24 protein-coding genes are annotated in these 20,124 nt (G+C 63.2%); 12 read left to right on the forward strand and 12 right to left on the reverse strand.

Features of this window, described 5'->3' with window-relative positions; genetic code table 11:
- Nucleotides 1–7: 7 nt before the first annotated feature.
- From nodI to DOD19_RS05140, 3 genes are all read right to left on the reverse strand, one after another.
- Nucleotides 8–970 (reverse strand): nodulation factor ABC transporter ATP-binding protein NodI, encoded by a 963-nt coding sequence (gene nodI, locus DOD19_RS05130; protein WP_024975362.1) that lies wholly within the window; start codon nt 968–970, stop codon nt 8–10.
- A 160-nt stretch (nt 971–1,130) separates the two neighbouring features.
- A complete protein-coding gene (locus DOD19_RS05135) occupies nt 1,131–1,331 on the reverse strand; it encodes a glycine zipper 2TM domain-containing protein (RefSeq protein ID WP_004634401.1) in 201 nt (66 codons plus the stop codon).
- 139 nt (nt 1,332–1,470) lie between these two features.
- Nucleotides 1,471–1,881: a PRC-barrel domain-containing protein gene (locus tag DOD19_RS05140; protein WP_112184407.1), complete on the reverse strand. Its 411-nt coding sequence runs from the start codon at nt 1,879–1,881 to the stop codon at nt 1,471–1,473.
- A gap of 190 nt (nt 1,882–2,071) precedes the next feature.
- Here DOD19_RS05140 and DOD19_RS05145 point away from each other — a divergent pair, with 190 nt between their 5' ends.
- The 5 genes from DOD19_RS05145 (at nt 2,072) to DOD19_RS05165 (ending at nt 4,821) form a co-directional block, all read left to right on the forward strand.
- The gene (locus tag DOD19_RS05145; RefSeq protein ID WP_024975364.1) at nt 2,072–2,581 is read left to right on the forward strand and encodes a phasin family protein; all 510 of its coding nucleotides are present in this window, start codon (nt 2,072–2,074) and stop codon (nt 2,579–2,581) included.
- 260 nt (nt 2,582–2,841) lie between these two features.
- Nucleotides 2,842–3,081 carry a hypothetical protein gene (locus tag DOD19_RS05150; protein ID WP_112184409.1) on the forward strand — a complete coding sequence of 80 codons (240 nt, stop codon included), beginning with the start codon at nt 2,842–2,844 and terminating at the stop codon, nt 3,079–3,081.
- Nucleotides 3,082–3,226: 145 nt separating this feature from the next.
- The gene (locus DOD19_RS05155; protein ID WP_204360036.1) at nt 3,227–3,562 is read left to right on the forward strand and encodes a hypothetical protein; all 336 of its coding nucleotides are present in this window, start codon (nt 3,227–3,229) and stop codon (nt 3,560–3,562) included.
- Between the two features lie 247 nt (nt 3,563–3,809).
- Nucleotides 3,810–4,097, forward strand: coding sequence for a hypothetical protein (locus DOD19_RS05160; protein ID WP_024975367.1), 288 nt, complete (start codon nt 3,810–3,812; stop codon nt 4,095–4,097).
- A 310-nt stretch (nt 4,098–4,407) separates the two neighbouring features.
- Entirely contained in the window at nt 4,408–4,821 is a 414-nt protein-coding gene (locus DOD19_RS05165) for a heme-binding protein (RefSeq protein WP_024972523.1), read from the forward strand.
- Between the two features lie 205 nt (nt 4,822–5,026).
- On the opposite strand, the gene hemP is transcribed toward DOD19_RS05165, so the two are convergent.
- The 4 genes from hemP to DOD19_RS05185 form a co-directional block, all read right to left on the reverse strand.
- Nucleotides 5,027–5,308, reverse strand: coding sequence for a hemin uptake protein HemP (gene hemP, locus DOD19_RS05170; protein ID WP_024975368.1), 282 nt, complete (start codon nt 5,306–5,308; stop codon nt 5,027–5,029).
- Nucleotides 5,309–5,541: 233 nt separating this feature from the next.
- The gene (locus tag DOD19_RS05175; protein ID WP_024975369.1) at nt 5,542–5,952 is read right to left on the reverse strand and encodes a biopolymer transporter ExbD; all 411 of its coding nucleotides are present in this window, start codon (nt 5,950–5,952) and stop codon (nt 5,542–5,544) included.
- A gap of 9 nt (nt 5,953–5,961) precedes the next feature.
- Nucleotides 5,962–6,690, reverse strand: coding sequence for a MotA/TolQ/ExbB proton channel family protein (locus DOD19_RS05180; protein WP_024975370.1), 729 nt, complete (start codon nt 6,688–6,690; stop codon nt 5,962–5,964).
- A 49-nt stretch (nt 6,691–6,739) separates the two neighbouring features.
- The gene (locus tag DOD19_RS05185; protein WP_112184411.1) at nt 6,740–7,396 is read right to left on the reverse strand and encodes an energy transducer TonB; all 657 of its coding nucleotides are present in this window, start codon (nt 7,394–7,396) and stop codon (nt 6,740–6,742) included.
- A gap of 515 nt (nt 7,397–7,911) precedes the next feature.
- On the opposite strand from DOD19_RS05185, the gene DOD19_RS05195 reads away from it, so the two are divergent.
- The 6 genes from DOD19_RS05195 to DOD19_RS05220 all read left to right on the forward strand — a co-directional run bounded on the left by DOD19_RS05195 (nt 7,912) and on the right by DOD19_RS05220 (nt 14,369).
- Complete coding sequence (locus DOD19_RS05195) at nt 7,912–10,233, forward strand: ATP-binding protein (RefSeq protein WP_024975372.1); 2,322 nt, start codon at nt 7,912–7,914, stop codon at nt 10,231–10,233.
- A gap of 75 nt (nt 10,234–10,308) precedes the next feature.
- Entirely contained in the window at nt 10,309–11,589 is a 1,281-nt protein-coding gene (locus tag DOD19_RS05200) for a hypothetical protein (protein ID WP_112184415.1), read from the forward strand.
- 45 nt (nt 11,590–11,634) lie between these two features.
- On the forward strand, nt 11,635–12,651 hold the full coding sequence (locus DOD19_RS05205) for a peptidase U32 family protein (protein WP_112184416.1): 1,017 nt from the start codon (nt 11,635–11,637) through the stop codon (nt 12,649–12,651).
- A 10-nt stretch (nt 12,652–12,661) separates the two neighbouring features.
- Nucleotides 12,662–13,546: a U32 family peptidase gene (locus DOD19_RS05210; protein WP_024975375.1), complete on the forward strand. Its 885-nt coding sequence runs from the start codon at nt 12,662–12,664 to the stop codon at nt 13,544–13,546.
- A complete protein-coding gene (locus tag DOD19_RS05215; RefSeq protein ID WP_112184417.1) occupies nt 13,543–13,968 on the forward strand; it encodes an SCP2 sterol-binding domain-containing protein in 426 nt (141 codons plus the stop codon). The genes DOD19_RS05210 and DOD19_RS05215 overlap by 4 nt, the downstream gene beginning before the upstream one ends.
- Nucleotides 13,969–13,979: 11 nt before the next feature.
- The gene (locus DOD19_RS05220; RefSeq protein WP_112184419.1) at nt 13,980–14,369 is read left to right on the forward strand and encodes a putative zinc-binding protein; all 390 of its coding nucleotides are present in this window, start codon (nt 13,980–13,982) and stop codon (nt 14,367–14,369) included.
- Between the two features lie 20 nt (nt 14,370–14,389).
- Here DOD19_RS05220 and DOD19_RS05225 read toward each other — a convergent pair whose 3' ends face one another.
- The 5 genes from DOD19_RS05225 to DOD19_RS05245 form a co-directional block, all read right to left on the reverse strand.
- A complete protein-coding gene (locus DOD19_RS05225; protein WP_024975378.1) occupies nt 14,390–15,067 on the reverse strand; it encodes a Crp/Fnr family transcriptional regulator in 678 nt (225 codons plus the stop codon).
- Between the two features lie 4 nt (nt 15,068–15,071).
- Nucleotides 15,072–15,785 (reverse strand): anaerobic ribonucleoside-triphosphate reductase activating protein, encoded by a 714-nt coding sequence (locus DOD19_RS05230; protein WP_024975379.1) that lies wholly within the window; start codon nt 15,783–15,785, stop codon nt 15,072–15,074.
- The gene (gene nrdD, locus DOD19_RS05235; protein WP_024975380.1) at nt 15,748–15,924 is read right to left on the reverse strand and encodes an anaerobic ribonucleoside-triphosphate reductase; all 177 of its coding nucleotides are present in this window, start codon (nt 15,922–15,924) and stop codon (nt 15,748–15,750) included. The genes DOD19_RS05230 and nrdD overlap by 38 nt, the downstream gene beginning before the upstream one ends.
- Nucleotides 15,921–17,984, reverse strand: coding sequence for a ribonucleoside triphosphate reductase (locus tag DOD19_RS05240; RefSeq protein ID WP_112184421.1), 2,064 nt, complete (start codon nt 17,982–17,984; stop codon nt 15,921–15,923). Before DOD19_RS05240 ends, nrdD begins: the two co-directional genes overlap by 4 nt.
- A 136-nt stretch (nt 17,985–18,120) precedes the next feature.
- Entirely contained in the window at nt 18,121–18,462 is a 342-nt protein-coding gene (locus DOD19_RS05245; protein ID WP_024975382.1) for a DHCW motif cupin fold protein, read from the reverse strand.
- 370 nt (nt 18,463–18,832) lie between these two features.
- On the opposite strand from DOD19_RS05245, the gene DOD19_RS05250 reads away from it, so the two are divergent.
- The gene (locus tag DOD19_RS05250) at nt 18,833–20,116 is read left to right on the forward strand and encodes a dicarboxylate/amino acid:cation symporter (RefSeq protein ID WP_024975383.1); all 1,284 of its coding nucleotides are present in this window, start codon (nt 18,833–18,835) and stop codon (nt 20,114–20,116) included.
- Nucleotides 20,117–20,124 lie beyond the last annotated feature (8 nt).

Here is a 20,124-nt window from a genome sequence, read left to right on the forward strand (position 1 = left end):
GATTCCCTCAGTCGCGCATTTCGCGGCCGGTCAGGCGCAGGAACACATCTTCGAGATTGGCCGGGCGGTGCAGGTAGCGCAGCCCCGGCATGGTGTGCGTTTCTGCCTGCGTGCGCAGCGCGGCCACCAGCGGCTGGGGGTCGCGTGCGTAGCAGAAGAGCGTCTCGCCACTGGTTTCGACGCGATCCGCCAGCGGCGTGAGCAGCGTGCGCAGGGCGTTGAGGTCGTCGCCATAGACTTCAACCACATCGCAGCCGATTTCGCGCGCGATGAGTTCTTGTGGCTTGCCTTGCGCGATCTTCCGGCCGTTGTCGATCACGCAAAGCTCATCGCACAGGCGCTCGGCTTCTTCCATGAAATGCGTGGTCAGCAAGATGGTCTTGCCCGCTGCGAGCAATGAGCGCAGGCGCTCCCAGATCAGGTGTCGCGCTTGCGGGTCGAGCCCCGTGGTGGGCTCGTCCATGACGAGGATGTCAGGATCGTTGATCAGCGCGCGGGCTACCGTCAGCCGCCGCTTCATGCCGCCCGAGAGCGCGCGTACAGGCGCATCGGCTTTCTGTTCGAGCCGCGCGAACTCCAGCAGGGTAGGGATCCGCTCGCGGATGGTGGCGGACGACAGGCCAAAGTAGCGTCCAAAGATGCGCAGGTTTTCCGAGACGGAGAAATCAGGATCGAGATTGTCGAACTGCGGCACCACGCCCACGCGCATGCGTGCACGGTGCGCGGCTTCGGGGACGGGCTCGTCGCACAGTCTCAGGCTGCCTGCATCGGGCATCGTCATGCCGAGCAGCATGCGCAGCGTGGTGGTTTTGCCGGCGCCGTTGGGGCCGAGCAGGCCAAAGCACTGGCCGCGCCGAACGCTGAAGCTCAGGTTGTCGACGACAGTCTGGTCGCCGTAACGTTTGCGCAGGCCTTCGACGCTGAGGATCGGTGTGCTGCTCACGCCAAAACCTTCTTGCTCGTATCGCACATTGCCTCCGTTGCAAAACGCCGATTATGCGCCGGCATTGGCATATGCGTATGAGGGGAATGTGCCATGACATTGCGCCGCTCTCAGGCAACAAAAAGGGCCAGGCGACATGCCTGGCCCGAGCTTGCAGCGCGCGCATCGCTGCGCGCTCTGGCGGGGGTTACTTGGTGACGGCGTTACCGACCACGCCACCCAGTGCCGCACCACCCAGCGTGGCGCCCGGACCGCCCCAGATGGCCGCCCCGGCGACACCACCTGCGGCTGCGCCTAGCGCAGTATTGCGCTGCTTTGGCGTCATGTCCGCGCACCCGCTGACGGATGCCAATGCGGCCGCCAGAATCAAGGATACGAAGGCACGCATAACAAACTCCTTTTGTCGTCTGTGTACCTTCATTCAAGAGCATGCACGCCGCTATGTGCAGGGCAGGCTGCCTGAAACGCTTGTCAGCCGATTCCCACACCTTCAGCGCAGCTTCTGAGGGCAAAGTTCCCGCGAGTCATCAGGCCTTGGCAGGCTTCTGCTGACGCGCGTATTGGAATTCCGGCAGCGCCTTGATTGCGTCTTTGGTCGCGCCAGGCAGCACGATCCTGCCCTGGTCGTACTGGAACTGATTCACAGGAATGGCAACGTCATGACGGCCCACGCCCACGAAGCCGCCTGCACCGACGATGGCGAACGAAACGGCGTTCTCCGGCGTCACGATCAAGTCCTGCACATTGCCGACCTTCTCCTTGGCCTCGTTGTAGACCGGCCTGCCGAGCACCTGCTTCTTCACGCTCACGCCCTTGATGACGGCATCGAGTTCGGTAACGGTTACCCCCAGCGCAGCGTGGCCAGCGACTTGCGCGAAAGCCTGCGGTGTGGCGGCAATGGAAGCGGTGGCGATCAGGGCAGCGGCGAGACGTTTCATCGTGACTCCGTGGTTTGGTGAGGGATGCGTTCGACTCTAACGCGCACATGGCTGGCACCGCAGGCGAAGGCGTCCGAAACACCTGTAGGACAAACGCGTGAGGTCAAGGAAATCGGTGGCGCGCGCAGCTACACTGAAACGCCCGGCACATGCTGGACGTATTTTCCGATCTCACGAGGGAGTAACCGACATGATGACTCTGGAGCAACTCGGCGTTCTGCAACGATCGCAGCTCGAAACCTGGATGGCCGTCACGGAAGAGGCCGTGAACGGCGTCAATCGCTTGATCGGGCTCAATCTGCAGGCCATCAAGACCGGTCTCGGCGAGACGGAACACTGCCTGCACGACGCCGCTGGCGCGCAGGACGCCGGCGAATGGTGGAACGCACAAGCGCGCTACCTTCAACCGGCCGGCGAACGCGTTTCCGGCTATACGCGCAACTTTGTTGAGATCGGCGTCGAGACGCAAAACGGAATCGCCCGCGCTTTGCAGCAACACGGTGACGAAGTGCGCCGCCAATGGGGCTTCGTCGCGGAAAATTTTGTGGACGCCGCGCCTCCTGGCGCCGAGGCGGCCGTGAATTTCTTCAAAGCATCGGTCGGCTTGGAAGTGGCCGCCGCAGAGGCGGCGGAAGACGCCGGTGCGAGCCGAATCCTGGGCCCAAGTGACGTAGCCGCCAAGGACGGCACTGCACACTGAGCCTCCTCTGTACGGGTGAGAAGCGTCGGCGTGGGCCGACAGTCATTTCGGTACAGTCCTACAAAACGGCGCGGGCGGAGGTCGATACTCCGCCCGTGCGCGCATCTCTACACTTCCTACATGCCTATCAACATGTGGGAGGTTGTCATGCCCTATCTCGTTGCGTGGCTCTTGGGTGTTCCCGCGCTTGTGTTGCTGGTGATCTGGCTCTTCGTGCATTGACACGGAGCTGGGCCTATCCAATACGAACCGGAGGACACATGACTTTCCGAGACGACTGCAAAATCGAGGTATCTGCCTATGAACTCTCGCCGCAAGCGTGGCGCGCCGAAGTAAGCATCCTGCGCGTCAGCAACGGTGAGACCCTCTTAGCCCGTACAACCGTGCGCGAATCGGCGAATACGTATCCGAGCGCCGCCAGCGCGCTCGAGGCTGCGCGAGCGTATGCCGAAGCGATGATCGCCTCCGGCGAGTTTGACTGTAGTCCCGCGCTGGGCTGACGGGGCGAGCCGTATGTGCGATGTGGCGTTACGTTCTGTTACTAATTCGCCAGCGCCGTATCACCTGTGTCAGCGGCCCTGAATACAATACAGATACCGTATTCCGCGCCGGCTACGGACTCGCTCGGCGCTCTAGCTGCAGGTGATGAAGATGATTCGACGCAATGTGCTGTGGATTGCAGGTGCGGCCGCGCTGGCAATGCTGGCCATGCCGCAGATGGCGTCGGCGCACGTGAGCGTCGGCATCGGGTTTGGCGTGCCGGTGGCGCCTGTGTATGTGGCCCCTGCGCCGGTCTATTATCCGCCGCCGCCTCCGGTCTACTACGCGCCACCGCCGCCTCCGGCGTATTACGCCCCGGCGCCTGTGTATTACGGTCCGCCGGTTTACGGCCCGGCACCTGTTGTGGTGGGCGCTGGCTGGTACCGTTGGGGCCCGCGTTATCGCTGGTACGACGGCCGTCACTGGGGCCACTGGCGTTAAGCGGCGCACTCGCCAAGAGAAAGGCTCCTTCGGGAGCTTTTTTCTTGGGCGGCACGTGCCACCATGGCACGGTATCTGCGTCGATCCGAATGACGGGTAAGCGCGTTTCCAGCCCCGTGAAAAGGCGGCGCCGTGCAGAACTGGCAGCTCGCTTACTGGGTCGAAATGACGTCCGCGTGAAAGACGCGGACGCGTGTGTCACAGCGGCGCACGTCATGTTTGCAGTGTCTTGACCGAAGGAGTCCTCATGCAAGTCACCACGCAACGTTTTGCAACGCGCACCTTGGTTGCAGCCGCAAGCGGCTTGGCCTTGGCGCTAGGCGCGGCGGTCGCGCACGCCGGCTCGATCGATCCGTATCAGGCCACCCACAAGGTGAGCAGCGCCGATCCTTATACCGATGGGGCAAAGGTCAGCCGTGCTGATCCCTACACCGATGGCGCAAAAATGGGCCGCACCGACCCCTATACCGATGGGGCGAAGATGGGGCGCGTCGATCCGTACACCGATGGCGCCTGCAGCGGCCGTCAGCCATAAACTGAGAGCGGCAGGGTTGCTGCCGCATCGCAACATCAAGCCCGGGCGATACCCGGGCTTTTTCTTTGTGCATCTTTCTGACGCATGCCGCGTGTTAACGTTGGCTCGCAAGAGACTCGGGAAACGCTGGCATACGGCGCAGGCGGAACGATACTCAACGATACTGAAGCGCAGGAATGTATCGGCTCTTTTGCGTCATTGGTGCAGGATCATGCTGCGAAAGCGATCGATGCCGATGGCATACTTTTGCCTGATACGAGCTTTACGCAGCCTTTGCGCCTTTGCATTACAAACCACCAAGGAGAACGTCATGAAAACGAAACCGTGCCTGTGCCAGGACGATGTCACCAAGATCCTGGACGCTGCCGAGAAAGAAGCGCGCGCGCACCAATGGAACGTGACGATCGCCGTGGTGGACGATGGCGGCCATCTGATGGGCCTGCGCCGCATGGACGGCTGCGCCACCATCTCGGCGTACATCGCTCCGGAAAAGGCGCGTACTGCAGCACTGGGCCGTCGCGAGTCGAAGATCTACGAAGACATCATCAACAACGGTCGCATCTCGTTCCTGTCGGCGCCACATCTGCAGGGCATGCTCGAAGGCGGTGTGCCGGTGATGGTGGAGGGCGTGTGTGCCGGTGCGGTGGGTGTGTCGGGCGTGAAGTCCACGGAAGATGTGGTGATCGCCAAGGCGGGCATTGCGGCTGTGAACGTGATCTGCTGATACGCAATCACGCTAGACGAATCAGCAAAGGGAAGGGCGCGGCAATGGTCGCGCCTTTTTCTTTGGGCGCGCGATGCAGGAAAAGAACGGCGTGGCTGGCGGTCGTCTGGCCATGCGAAACGGCAATGCGAAATGACGACGGCTGGCTAGGGCCGAATGTCTCCTGAGAGAGACGTCCCCACAAAAGCCGGTGCGTGTTGCGGTGTTACTTGGTCAGAATCAGCTTGCCGAAGCGCGTCACGCGCAGCGTGTAGATCGCGCCGTTGTGGCGGATGGCCACGGCGTTCTGACCGGCAAAGAGTTGTTCGGAAGTCATCACCCGCGTGTCGCCGATGGTGGCGGGAATATCCCGAACGGCTTCGGATGCTGTTGATGCGGCGGATGTTTCGGGCGCGGCATCCAGATCAGCGGGGCGCTTGCGGGCCACGATGACGTGACGACGGCGGGTCACGGTACGTCCTGCATCTTGATGTTCGGCAACATTCATAGCGATGTCCTAGCGAGCGAGAAACGAGGCTGAAGCGTTGGCTGGCAAAGTATTTCCAGCGGATTCCAGATAGATTAAATGAGAAGCGTTATCATTACAAGAGCGGTCTGGCGATGTGCTGATCTGTGCCCGAAAAACAAAAAACCGGGCGCGTGGCCCGGTTGCGTCTAGGTTCGGAAGCGACGAACCCTCGTGTGAAGGCGGGTCCGTTGGCCACCGTGATGCGTGGCGCCTTAGTGCTGCGGCTCCGTCACGAAGCCAATGCGCGAAAGGCCGCCGCGCTGGATGGAGGCCATCACCTGCGCCACGCGCTCGTAGCGCACGTTGCGGTCAGCGCGCAGGTGCATTTCCGGCTGTGGTTGCTGCTGCGCAGCCTGCGCGATGTCCGCTTGCAGCGTCGCCTCGTCAACGGGCTGGTTGTTCCAGAACACTTGGCCGTCTGCGTTGATTTCGACGTTCACGCTTTGTGGCTTGGCGTCGTCGGGTTTGTTGGATGCGCGCGGCAGGTCGATCTTCACCGCGTGGTTGATCACCGGAATGGTGATGATGAAGATGATCAGCAGCACCAGCATGACGTCGACCAGCGGCGTCATGTTGATCTCGCTCATCACCTCGTCGTCGCTGTCGAAAGATCCGAAAGACATGGTCTCTCCTTACTGCTGCTTGACCGCCGCCAGACGCACGCCGGCTTCATCGCGCGAAGCGCCCGGGCGCAGGCGCGCGCCGGTCACGAAGTAGGCATGCAGGTCGTGCGCAAAGCGGTTGAGCTTGGCGATGATGGCTTTGTTGCCGCGCGTGAGCGCGTTGTAGCCGAGCACCGCCGGAATGGCGACGGCCAGACCGAAGGCGGTCATGATGAGCGATTCACCCACCGGGCCGGCCACCTTGTCGATGGTCGGCACGCCCACGGCGCCGATGCCGAGCAGGGCGTGATAAATGCCCCACACCGTGCCGAACAGGCCGACGAACGGTGCAGTGGAGCCGACCGATGCCAGCACGGCCAAGCCCGATTGCATCTGGCCCACCGACTCGTCGATGGCGCTCTTGAGCGAGCGCGTGATCCAGTCGGAGATGTCCATCACATCGTGCAGCTGCGGCTGGCTGGCGCGATGGTGCTGTGCGGCCTCGCGGCCGGTTTGCGCCAACATGTGGAACGGGTTGTCCTTGGCTGAGCCCAGCGTCTGCATGGCGTGATCGAAATCATCCGAGTGCCAGAAACGCTTTTCAGCGCCTTGCGCCATCGACTTCAGACGCACGATGTCCCACGCCTTGGTAAAGATGACGATCCACGAGGCGAGCGACATGATGAGCAGCAGAATCGCCGTGGCGCGGGTGACGATATCGCCTTGTGTCCAGAGGTGGGAAAGACCGAGTTCCTGCATGATGAATGTCCTGAATTGAGCGAGAGGCTAAGCGAGAAGCGGAATCGAATTAGTTATCGAGCTTGAAGACGAACGGCTTGCTGGCCACCACGGGCACGGCGTGGCCGTTCTGCTTGTAAGGGCTGCACTTGATGGCACGCGCGGCATCGGTGGCGGCGCGGTCCAGGCGCGGCGAGCCGGAGGACGAGGTGACCGTCACGTTGGTGACTTCCCCCGCCGTGCCAATGGAAATCTTGACCATGGCGCGGCCTTCTTCGCCCATCTTCTGCGACATGCTGGGATAGACGAGCGGCGGATCGCTGCATTGGATGTCGTTGATACCGACGCTGATCGGGCCGGACGAAACCGGTGCCGGTGCGGGCGCGGGTTCTGGGGCCGGTGCCGGCGGCGTGGGCGGAGCGGCGGGCACCACGGGGGCGTTGTCCGACGGCGGCAGCGTGGGTGTCGGCATCGGCGTGGGCTTGGGTTGCGCGACCGGCTTGACGATGTTGACGGGCTTGGGCGCCTCTTGCTTGACCGGCTGCTGCTTGGGCGGCTCCGGCTGCTTGATCGGCTCAGGCGCGGCCGGAATGATGTGCGCCTGGATTTCCAGCGGTTCTTCGACAGGCGGGCGCGGGGCGATCAGGCCGAGCTGGATCAGCATCAGCACGCCTGCGTGCAGCAACAGCACGACCACCAGAATCTTCAGAGTACGAGGGTGAATCATCAACGACCGGGAATCGAAAGCAGAAAAAGGAATGCAATGCGATGGTGGTGGGATGAACAGCGAAAGCGGCGCAGCGTCAGCGCTTGCCGAAAACGATCAATGAAACCCCAATGCTGATGAGCAGACTCAGGAGCAATTCCATGGCGCCTAGCGTTGAAGCCAGCGGGGTCGCCGCCAGCGTGACAGGTATTGTAGGCCCGCAACTGCAACAGTGTTGCGACAACCGAGCACAGTTTGCGTTCAGCCTATTGTGTCGACAGGCAAAGTATAAACGATAATGATTCCTATTTGCGCGCAAATTCCCTCTCTTTCGTGGGGTGAGGCTCACGTCCAGACGGCTGATGGCGAGAAACTGCCTGTGCAGGCGGTGGGCCATTCAAGACGCCTCGGGCTCGCAACTTGCAAACACACGGGTCCACCCGGGGTACGCTGTGTGCGCAAACGCGCTAGGATGAAAATCATTCAAACACGGGGACCGGCCGGCCAACCGTGAAACGGGGAAGAAGGGGGCGACCATGGATGAAGCCAACCTCAACATGGACGACGCTGACGACGATGGCACGTTCGTCCCCACGGGCGGCAGGCAGCCGCAGGCGCTGCTGTTGTCGTCGCTGGATTCCATGTGCGCGCAATTTGCGCTGCGCACGGTCTGTGCGATGGGACTGCGCTTCAACCTGCGCACCAATATCAACGACATTCTCACCGTTTGCGCGCCGGAGCTGATCTGGCCCGTCACGGTCATCCAGCGGCTGCAGCGCTTTCTGTCTGCACGCTGCGCCGACATGCCGGGCTGGCGCGCGGTCGGCAAGCTCGACCTGCCCACCTTCATGGACCGCCACGGCCAGTGGAGCAGCGCCTTCGATGAAGGCTCGCTCTTCTATTACCTGGACGAGTACGTCAAGCATCACGCCAAGGACATGTTCACCGTGTTCGGTGCGTCGTGCGATGCGCTGGGTGAGCGGCTCTCCAGTGAACGTGTCTTGCTCGTCGGCAACATAGACATGCTGGCCCGCGTGCTCGGCCTGCCGCCACATGAGCGCGCGCTGCTGTTGTTTGCCTCTCTGGTGAAATACAAGCGCGACCTGCGCGCCGTGATGGTCGACTGCAAGGTCGCGCACAGCCAGGAAGCGTTCCAGCTGCTCGCCAGCCTGGCGGGGGCGAGCACGTCCGAAGTTGCTGCGTCATTGCGGCCCGGTTCGCGGCTGGAGACGCTGGGTCTGATTGAGCCGCCCCTGCCCGAGAACAGCGTTACCGACCTGGGCGATCTGATGCGCATCTCTGACCGCCTGCTGCACGTGCTGCTGGGTGACTACGCCAGCGAGGCGGACATGATGGCCGTCTTCACGCGGCCTGCGCCGCCGACTACGCTGTCGCAGTCCGATTACCCGCATGTGGAAACCGATGCGCGCTACCTGACCGCGCTCTTGGAGAACGCGTCGCTGCAGCGCGCCTCGGGCGTCAACATCCTGCTATACGGCGCGCCTGGTACCGGCAAGACGGAACTGGCCCGCGTGCTGGCGCGCGATGCCGGTTGCGAACTGTACGAAGTGGATTGCCTCGACAAGGACGGCAACAGCCTCACGGGCAAAGACCGCTACCGCTCGCTGCAGGTGTCGCAGGCGTTCCTGCGCGGGCGGCCCGGCGCTGTACTGCTGTTCGACGAGGTGGAAGACGTATTCCCCGGCCCGACGCGTGAGCTGATGAGCCTCTTCGGCCACGAAGAGCCGCGTGGCTCCGTCAACGGCAAGGCGTGGGTGAACCAGACGCTGGAGCAGAACCCCGTGCCGGTGATCTGGGTGTCGAATTCCATCCGCCAGATCGACCCTGCGTACCTGCGCCGCTTCCAGTTCCACCTTGAGCTGAAGGTGCCACCGCCGACAGTACGCGAGAGCATCATCCGCAAGCACCTGGAGGGGCTGGAGGTGTCGGACGCGTTCATGGCCAAGCTGGCGGCGCGCAAGACGCTTACGCCTGCGCAGATCGATTCCGCCGCACGCTTTGCACGCCTGACGCAGCCGGCAATGGAAGAGCCCGCCGAATCACTGATCGAGCGTCAGCTTGACCACGCCGATCAGGCGATGGGCTTGCGGCCGGACGTGCAGGCGCATCGCGTCGTGACCGAATACAAGCTGGACTATCTGAACCTGGAGACACGGTTTTCTGTCGAGCGCATCATCGAAGCGCTGCGCGCGCGGCGACGCGGCACCCTGTGCTTCTATGGGCCGCCGGGCACGGGCAAGACGGTGCTGGCCGAACACATCGCGGCGCAGCTCGATATGCCGTTGATGATTCGCCGTGCGTCGGACTTGATGAGCAAGTACGTTGGCGAAACCGAGCAGCAGATCGCGGCGATGTTTTCGCGAGCCGAAGAGGAGCGCGCACTGCTTCTGCTCGACGAGGCGGACAGTTTCATGCAGAGCCGCCAGGGCGCGGTGCGCAATTACGAAGTGTCAGAAGTCAACGAGATGCTGCAGGGCATGGAGCGCTTTGACGGCATCTTTGTCTGTACGACCAACTTGTTTGATCGGATTGACGAGGCGGCGCTGCGGCGGTTTGCGTTCAAGATCCGCTTCAAGCCACTGGTGCGTGCGCAGCGCGAGCAGATGTTCATTGCTGAGGCGCTGGGCGGCAAGCCCGAGGCGCTCAAGCCTGTGTGGCGCGAGATGTTGGCGTCGCTCGATATGCTCACGCCGGGCGACTTTGCGGTGGTCAAGCAGCAGTCTTTGCTGTTGGGCGAGACGCTTGACCCTGAGTCCTTCCTCGCACAACTGCGGCAGGAGCATTCGATCAAGCCGGAACTGCGCGAGCGGCGTTCCATCGGATTCACACCGCGTTGACGCTTAATGCACATCAAGCGCATGCAGGCGCATCTCCGCTAACGTGGTCGGCTGGATAGATCTTCAGCCGCTCCGATGCCGACCGCCCCCACGCTGTTCTACGAACGCATGCCGCCCGCCGGCGTGGTGTTCGGCTGCCTGCTGCCAGTGCCGTGGGTCGGCGCGGCGGCCGGTCTCCTGCTGGCGCTGGGGCCGTCAGGGGGTTTGCCTGACCGATTTGCTTCGCTGTCGCTCGCGCTGGTTCATGCCTTGGCCGTGGGAATGCTCTTGCCGGCGATGCTCGGTGCGCTGTTTCAATTGCTTCCCGTGGTGGCCGGCGTGCCTGTGCGTGGCGCGAGATGGGTGTCGCCGTGGGTGGCCTTGTCGTGCGTAGCAACGGCATCTGCACTGGCAACGGGTTTCCTGGGCGCTGGACATCGCGCGTTCGTGCTGGCTGCATGGTTGGGGGCGCCGCTGCTGGCGGTGCCCGCCGCGTTGATCATCCTGGCTGGCATGCAGGTGGTGCAGACGCGCGCTACGCACGCCACGGTGCGAACACTGCGCCGCATCGGCTGGGCCCTGTTGGCAACGCTGGCGAGCGGTGCGACGCTTGCCACGGCATTGGCTAGCGGACGGTTCGCGCCATCGCCCGTGCTGTTGAACCTGCACGTCGGTTGGGGCCTCGGGGGCTGGCTGGCAACGTTGGTCGCGGGCGTGGCGTCAACGGTGTTGCCGATGTTCTGGCAGACGCGGCGCTTGCCGGAACCTTGGCATCGGCTGATGCCGTGGTGGCTGTGGGCGCCTCTGATCGTTGGCACTCTGTGGGGCGTCGGGAGTGGCGCGGTGCTTTGGCAGACGTGGGGGTGGCTCGCCCTGGCAGCGCTGGCGATGGTGGGCGTGCATGCTGTGCGTAGCGCGCGTCGTCGGCACGATCCGGGCTGGCGGCTGTGGCTGGTTGCTGCCGTCGCCTGGCTGGTGGTTGCCGTGCTGGGGTTGACCGCGTCCTGGCTGCCGGCAGACTGGCCCATCGCGTGGGAGATGGGCGTGCTGGCCCTCGTGGGCGGAGGCGTGCTGCCTGTCAATGCGATGCTCGGGAAGATCATCCCGTTCATGATCTGGATGCACCTGCGCAGGCGGGTGCCGCGGCATGTGCGGCTGCCGGCCATGCAAACGTTGATCGGCGAGCGGCAACAGCATTGGCATGCTCGTCTGCTACTGCTCGTATTGCTGGCGTTGTTGCTGGTGCCGTTGCAGCCTGAACGCATGGCGGTGATCGCCGGCGTGCTGTTCGCGCTGTCGCACGTGTGGCTGGGTGCGATGCTGTGCCGGGCGCTGCTGACGTTTCGCAGTGTCTCGCGAGCGTTTGCGCCCGGTTGACGGAACGCAAAACCACATTGGCGGACAAGTCGCAGACTGGCCGCCATGACACAGAACGCTTCCCCCATTGAACTGGTGGCGCCCGCAGGCAGCCTGGCCGCACTCAAGGCGGCCGTGGAGGCCGGGGCCGATACCGTCTACCTCGGCTTGAAGAACGCCACCAACGCGCGCAACTTCGCCGGCCTGAACTTTACCGAGAGCGACATCCGCACTGGCGTTGAATTTGCGCATCGGAAAGGGCGACAGGTGCTGTTTGCCATCAACACATTTCCGCAGCCCGGCCGCGCCATCGAGTGGCGCATGGCAATCGATGCTGCCTACATGCTGGGCGCTGATGCCGTCATCCTGGCCGACCCCGGCTTGATGGCCTATGCGCGCGACCGCTATCCGAACCTTCGGCTGCATCTATCCGTGCAGGGTTCTGCCACGCATGCCGGCGCCATCGAGCTGATGCGCGAGCAGTTCGGCATTCACCGCGCCGTGCTCCCGCGCGTGCTGACCTTGACCGAAGTCGAACGTGTGATTCAGCAGACGTCGGTGCAGATCGAGGTGTTCGGCTTCGGCAGCCTGTGCGTGATGGCCGAAGGGCGTTGCCTGTTGTCGTCGTATGCCACGGGCGATTCGCCCAACAACAAGGGCGTGTGTTCACCCGCGCATGCGGTGCGCTGGGTGGAACGCGATGGCAGCCTGGATGCCCGCCTGAACAACATCATGATCGACCAATACGCACCGGGTGAGCCGGCCGGGTATCCGACGCTGTGCAAGGGGCGCTTCCTCGTCGACGGCGAGATCGACCACGTGCTGGAAGAGCCCACGAGCCTCAATGCGCTCAGCTTGTTGCCCAGGCTGATCGCCATGGGCGTGTCGGCGATCAAGATCGAGGGGCGCCAGCGCAGTCCGGCGTACGTTGCGCAGGTGGTGGCCACATTGCGTGCCGCATTGGATGCTGCGCAGGCGGACCCGGCACGCTTTTCCGTCAAGCCCGACTGGCAGGCAGCGCTCGTGCGTCACGCAGAAGGCGCGCATGTCACGCAAGGCGCGTTTGATCGGCCCTGGAAATAGAAGGCACATCATGTCTTACGAAATTTCGCTTGGCCCGCTGCTGTACTACTGGCCGCGGCTACAGACGTTCGACTTCTACGCAGAAGTCGCCGCCAGCCCGGTCGACATCGTCTACGTGGGCGAGACGGTGTGCAGCCGCCGCCATGAATTGCGGGCGGACGACTGGCTCGATATCGCGGCCATGCTGCGCGAGGCCGGCAAGTCGGTGGTGCTATCGACGCGCACGCTCATCGAAACCAGCGCCGAGGCTCAGGCGTTGCGCAAGCAATGTCAGCAGGACGACTGGATGGTCGAAGCCGGCGAGCTTGGCGCTGTGCGGTTGCTGAACGGCCGGCCATTCGTTGCCGGGCCGCATTGCAACGCGTATCACGGCGCGACGCTGGCATGGCTGGCCGGGCTTGGTGCCGTGCGTGCGGTCATGCCGTTGGAGATGAGCCAGGCCACACTGGCCGATCTGATGCATGAGAAGCCTGCCGAGTTGGCGATCGAGGCGATGGTGTGGGGACGCTTGCCGCTGGCATTTTCTGCACGCTGCTTTACGGCGCGGCACTTTCGCCTCAACAAGGACGACTGCGGTTTCCGCTGTATCGAGCATCCCGATGGCCTGGCGGTGCGCACGCGCGAAGGGCAGGAGTTTCTCGCCATCAACGGTATCCAGACACAATCGGGGCAATGCCTCGACATTCTCGATCAGGCGCCCGCGCTGTCCGCGCTGGGCGTGAAGGTGCTGCGTGTCAGCCCACAATCGCAGGGCACGCTGGAGGCCGTGGCGGCGCTGGATGCGCTGCGCCTAGGCCTGCCTGCGCCGCAGGTGCAGCCTCCGGAGGGCATTGGGCGCTGCAATGGTTACTGGCACGGGCAGTCCGGCATTGAATGGTTGGAGGCGCCGCAATGACACGCTTGCGCCCACCCGAAGTATTCGTCCGCATGGCGCGCAGCCTACCGGTGCCGCTGACATCGTTGCCGTTTGTGCTGGGGCTCGATCTGGCCCGGCGCCTGTCTTGGCTCACGCCGCCTCCCGAATTGGAAGGGCGGCGCTTTGCCATCACCGTGGAAGACCTCGGCCTGCGCGCCTGCTTTTGCTGCCGTGGCGGAGCGTTCCACACGCTTTTAGCTTCAAGCCCCGAACCCGAATTGGAGCTGCGTGCCGGCGTGGGCGATTTCGTTGCGCTCATTCGTGGCACCGCCGACGCAGACACGCTGTTCTTCCAGCGCCGCCTCAAGATTGCGGGCGACACCGAGCTTGGGCTGATCGTCAAGAACTGGCTCGATGCGGCTGCACGCCCGGCGTGGCTTGCACGCTGGCAATCGCGATAGCGAGGGGCGCCATGTCATCACGTGCATTGCCGCTCGTCTATGCATGCTCGGGTTGTTCGAGTGTGGCGCAAGCGGCAAACCGCCTGGCCGTCGATCTGGACCGGGCAGGCAGGGCAGAGATGTCCTGCATCAGCGGTGTCGGCGGCGGGGTGCGCGCGCTCGTCAAGACAGCACGCAGCGGGCGGCCCATTCTCGCGCTCGACGGTTGCGCGCTGGCGTGCGTCAAGGCCTGCCTGGCAACGGCGGGCGTGGCGCCCGACATTCACCTCGTGCTCAACCAGTGCGGCGCCAAGAAGCGCTATCACGCCGATTGCAGTGACGATGAATTGAGCGCCGCCGCCGCGCTGGTGGACGACGCCGTCAACACGCTCCAGCATCGCTTGGACACCGCAGGCGATTGATTTGCGCCGACTGCCTGCTTTTATCCCGCGATGAGCTGGCGCTGCAACGCCGTGGTGTTCGGGATGACAACCTCGCGGCCTTCCACCCGGATCAGCCCGTCGCGAATCAATTGACGCAGCGTGCGGGAAAGCGTGGCCGGCGCCAGCCCCAGCTTGGACGCGACCAGACTCTTGCTGCATGGAAACCGCGTGCGGTCAAATTTGCGCGGCAGCGAGAGCAGATACCCGATCAGCCGTTCATTGGCGCTTTGCAGGTTCACGGTTTCGATGTCGCACATCAACGTGTGCAAGCGCGCGGACAGCCCCGCGAGCATCTGCCGCGCAAGGCGCGGATGCACGTGCAGTGCATCGTCGATGGCGCGCTTGTCGATCCAGACCAGCAGGCTGTCTTCCATGGCCTGTGCATCTGCCGCGTAAGGGCGGTTCAGGAACATGAATGGCTCGCCAAAGCACTCGCCGGGCCCGAAGAACTCGATGACCTTGCATTGGCCGTGCGCCCCCGGCAACACGAGCTTGATCGCGCCGACCACCACGACATAGAAACCATCGGCCCGATCGCCACGGTGAAACGCGAAGTCGTGCCGCAACACACGCACTGCGTGGCTGTCTCGCGTGAGCACAGCCATGTCATCGTCGTCGAAGTCCAGGAACAGCGGGCTGTGCTTGAGCAGATCGCCCACATTGAGGGGGTCTTGCATAGTGTCACCGGCAACAGAAAGAAGAAAAACAGGCGGCCAATGCGCGCTGGGCGCCCTCGCTGGGCAGCGTGATGGCCGGGGTTCCGGGGGCACTTCGGTAGGCTTGTAGTGCGTAGTGTTTCACGCCGCGCTGGCTAAGGTTTTGCGCCAGCGCAAGAAGCTGCGGTTCGGGCAACCAGTCGGGGTGCCACGTGGTGCGGCACTCGAATGCGCCGCCGTTCTGCAGCAGAAGGTCCAGGGACGCATCGACCGGCGCGGCGCTGCCGCGGCGGCCCGTGAGTGCATCGTAGCGCGGTGCGCTGGTCTTGATGTCGAGCCCCACCCAGTCCACCAGCGGCAGTACGTCGGCCAGGCGCGCCGGATAAATGCCGCCGGTGTGCAGGCCAATCTTGTAGCCTAGGGCGCGCACGTCGCGCATCAGTTGCGGTAATTGCGGTTCGCTCAGCGGTTCACCGCCGGAGAAGACAACCGCGTCGAGCAGGCCCGTGCGACGCTGAAGAAACGCAAAGACGTCGTCCCAGTCCAGCGTGCGGGCCCGCGTTTGCAGGTGCGGGTTGTGACAGTAATGACAGCGCCACGGGCAGCCCGCCACGAACACCACTGCCGCAAGCTGCCCGGGCCAGTCGACGCTGGAGAACGGTGCCAGGCCGCCGATGGCCGGCGGCGGGCAGTGCGGTGGCTCAGCGGGCGCGGTCTTCAACAAAGAAGCGGCGTTCACGGAATTCCCCTTGCTTGCCGATGTTGAACGAGCTGACGGGCCGGTGATAGCCCATCACGCGGGTCCAGACTTCGCAGCGCGTGCGCTGGCTGTCGTCGAGTGCAACGGTGAGGTTGGCGGTGTGTGCAATGGTGCTCATACGGAGGCTCCTTCGTGATGGAGGTGGGTGGAAGAACCAGGTGTGCCCGCCGTTGTGCAACCGCACTTGCCGTTAGGCTGCTGGGCCAGCAGTTCTGCGTCGCATTTCGGACAGAACGCGTGATGGCCGGACAGGTAGCCGTGCTTCGGGCAGATCGAAAACGTCGGGGTGATGGTGATGTACGGCAGGCGGAAGTTCGCCAGCGCGCGCCGCACGAGTTCCTTGCACGCCTGCGGCGAGGAAATGGCTTCATTCATGTACAGGTGCAGCACCGTGCCGCCCGTGTATTTGCTCTGCAGCGCTTCCTGGCGCGCCAGTGCTTCGAACGGATCATCGGTGTAGCCGACGGGCAACTGGCTGGAGTTGGTGTAGTACGGCTGTTCTGTCGTACCAGCCTGTAGGATGTCTGGCCAGCGCTTGCGGTCTTCGCGGGCGAAGCGGTAGGTCGTGCCCTCTGCGGGCGTGGCTTCGAGGTTGTACAGGTGCCCCGTCGCCTCCTGGAACTCCGTCATGCGCTGACGCACGTGGTCGAGCAGGCGCACCGCCATGGCATGGCCGAATGGCGTGGTGAGGTCGTCGGCGTCGCGCGTGAAGTTGCGCACCATCTCGTTGATGCCATTCACGCCGAGCGTGCTGAAGTGGTTGCGCAGCGTGCCCAGGTAGCGCCGCGTGTACGGATACAGCCCCTGGTCGATCAGCCGCTGGACGAACTTGCGTTTGACTTCCAGCACGTCGCGGCCAAGCGCAAGCAGCGTATCGAGCCGCGCCAGCAGCCCAGCCTCATCGCCCGCGTAGAGATAACCCAATCGCGCGCAGTTCACCGTCACCACGCCAATGGAACCAGTCTGCTCGGCAGAGCCAAACAGCCCGTTGCCGCGCTTGAGCAGCTCGCGCAGGTCGAGCTGCAGGCGGCAGCACATCGAGCGCACCATGTGCGGCTCCAGATCGGAGTTGAGGAAGTTCTGGAAGTAGGGCAGCCCGTAGCGTGCCGTCATCTCGAACAGCAACGTGGTGTTGGGGTGCTCCCAATCGAAGTCCGGCGTGATGTTGTAGGTCGGAATCGGAAACGTGAACGCGCGGTCCTTTGCATCGCCGGCCATCATGACCTCGATGTACGCGCGGTTGATCATGTCCATCTCGGGCTGGAGATCGCCGTAGGTGAAGGGCATCTCTTCGCCGCCAATGTAGGGAACCTGTTCGCGCAGGTCGGCAGGGCAAGTCCAGTCGAACGTGAGGTTGGTGAACGGCGTTTGCGTGCCCCAGCGGCTGGGCACATTCAGGTTGTAGATCAGCTCTTGCATGGACTGCTTCACCGCCGCATACGACATCGCATCGCGGCGGATGAACGGCGCCATGTACGTATCGAATGAACTGAACGCCTGCGCGCCGGCCCACTCGTTTTGCAGCGTGCCGAGAAAATTGACGATCTGTCCGATGGCTGCCGACATATGCCGCGGTGGCGTCGCTTCCACCTTGCCCGGCACGCCGTTGAATCCCTCTGTCAGCAACTGCCGCAACGACCAGCCTGCGCAGTAGCCCGACAGCATGTCGAGATCGTGGATGTGGATGTCGCCCTCGCGGTGCGCTGTGCCCGCTTCGGGGCTGTAGACATGCGAAAGCCAGTAGTTGGCGGTGACCTTGCCTGCCACGTTCAGGATCAGACCTCCAAGGCTGTAGCCCTGATTGGCATTGGCATTGACACGCCAATCGCGCTGCTCGAGGTATTCGTCCATCGTGCTCTCGACATCGACCAGCGTGTGCTTGAGCGAACGCAGCCGGGCGTGTTGCTCGCGGTAGACGATGTAGGCACGCGCGGTGCGCCAATAGCCGGCGTCTACCAGCACCTCTTCCACCCAGTTCTGGATGATTTCGATACCGGGGCAGGGGAGCGGGGAGAGATGTCCGAGCACGCCCGCGGTCAGGCGTTGCGCCTCGACGGCGTCGAATTCGCCGGTGGCTTGGCCGGCAGCCGCGATGGCCTGGCAGATCTTTTGCGCATCAAACGGTGCCAATGAACCGTCGCGCTTGGTGACTTGCCTGGTGACCTGTGTGCTCGTCATGAGGTACTCCATCTAGTGGTATGGAGTCAGACTAGCACTACATATTGTGGTCTGTGAGTCTTAAAGACCTTGATCTTGAAATCGCTTGACCCCGGTCAACCGGGGCCGCGTGCGACGCGGACACTGCGTGTCGCCATTAGTCGACGATGAACAGCCGGGCGCCGTTCCTGGTGTACGACTGATGGGCTTCCGCATCGTCGCCCACCTGATAGCTCATGCCGGGCGTGAGGATGAACTTGCGGCCATCTTCCAGTGTGGTTTCCAGTTCGCCATCCAGGCAGAACAGGATGTGGCCCTTCTTGCACCAATGGTCAGCCAGGTAGCCGGGCGTGTACTCGACCATGCGTACGCGGATGCGGTCCGGCTCGTCGCCAAAGTAGCGGGTGCGCCAGATCGCCATGCCGGTCTCGCCGGTGTGTTCGGTAGGTTCAACAGCGGACCAGTCGGTCGTGCCAAAGGCGAAGGGCGCCATCTTCATCGCGGGACTCCGGTGGGTGACGTAAGCCCATGATGGTATCAGCGGCTTACGTGGCGCAGGCGTCGCATTTCATATGCTCAAAAAGTCGCTTGTCAGTACGCCGCGACGGCATTGCGTGCGGCTCAATAATCCGCTTCTGACCGGCTGATTCCACTGCCTGTGCGGCATCGCAGCAGGGTGTCGACGGCGTCATATCAATGTATGCATAAATTGCATGGTGCCATGCAACATCGACATAACGATCGTCATGCGCTTCTCTAATATCGTCGCTTTTTACAAAGCGTGACGAACTTGGGCCGGCCCTTGGCCCCATGAGATCCGCGTCTGCCGCGCGCCGTCCCTCCGGCCACGGTATTCCTTGGAGAAAGTCTTGAACACCAAACGTCTGACCTCCCATATCGGGCTGGCAATGCTGCTGGGCATTGCCGTCGGCTGGGGTTGCCACGAATATGCCAAGGACGCTGCGGCGGCCAAGGACATCGCTTCGTACTTCAGCATCATCACCGACATCTTCCTGCGCATGATCAAGATGATCATCGCGCCGTTGGTGTTCTCGACGCTGGTGACGGGCCTGGCGAGCATGAGCGGCGGCCGCTCGGTCGGCCGCGTGGGACTGCGCGCGATGATCTGGTTTGTATGTGCGTCGGCCACGTCGCTGGCGCTGGGCATGCTGCTGGTCAACTTCTTCCAGCCGGGCGTGCACATGAACCTCGCGCTGCCGGATGTGTCGGCCACGTCGGGCCTGAAGACGGGTGATTTCACGCTCAAGGCCTTCATTACGCACGTGTTCCCGCGCAGCATCGTGGAGGCCATGGCCACCAACGAGATCCTGCAGATCCTGGTGTTCTCGCTGTTCTTCGGCGCGGCGCTGTCGACGATGAAGAACCCGATGGACAGCGTGATCGGCCGTGGCCTGGAAGAGTTGACCAAGCTGATGTTCCGCATTACCGACTACGTGATGCGCTTTGCGCCGCTGGGCGTATTTGCCGCCATGGCCGCTGCCATCACGGTGGAAGGCGTGGGCGTGCTGTGGACCTACGGCAAGCTGATCGGCGAGTTCTACCTGGGTCTGGCGCTGTTGTGGTCGATCCTGTTCTTCGTTGGCTACCTGCTGCTGGGCCGGTCGCTGGGCCGCCTGCTGGGGCTGATTCGTGAGCCGACGCTGCTGGCGTTTGCCACGGCGAGCAGCGAATCCGCTTATCCGAAGACGATCGAGGCGCTGGACCGCTTTGGTGTGCCCAAGCGCATTTCGAGCTTCGTGCTGCCGCTGGGGTATTCGTTCAACCTGGATGGCTCGATGATGTACCAGGCGTTCGCGGTGCTGTTCATCGCGCAGGCCTACAACATCGAGATGAGCTTCACCCAGCAGGTCACGCTGCTGCTGGTGCTGATGCTCACGAGCAAGGGGATGGCCGGCGTGGCGCGTGCCTCGCTGGTGGTGGTGGCGGCCACGCTGCCGATGTTCCACCTGCCGGAAGCGGGTCTGCTGCTGATTATCGGCATCGACCAATTTTTCGACATGGGCCGCACGGCCACCAACGTGATTGGCAACAGCCTGGCCACGGCCGTGGTGGCGAAGTATGAGCCGGCAGAAGAGGATGCGGTGGCGGAAGCCGCTGAACCTGCAATGCAGCCGCAGCCGAACGTCGGTTGACGTTGAGC

It is taken from the genome of Ralstonia sp. GX3-BWBA (assembly GCF_003290055.1).
Lineage (GTDB): Bacteria > Pseudomonadota > Gammaproteobacteria > Burkholderiales > Burkholderiaceae > Ralstonia > Ralstonia holmesii.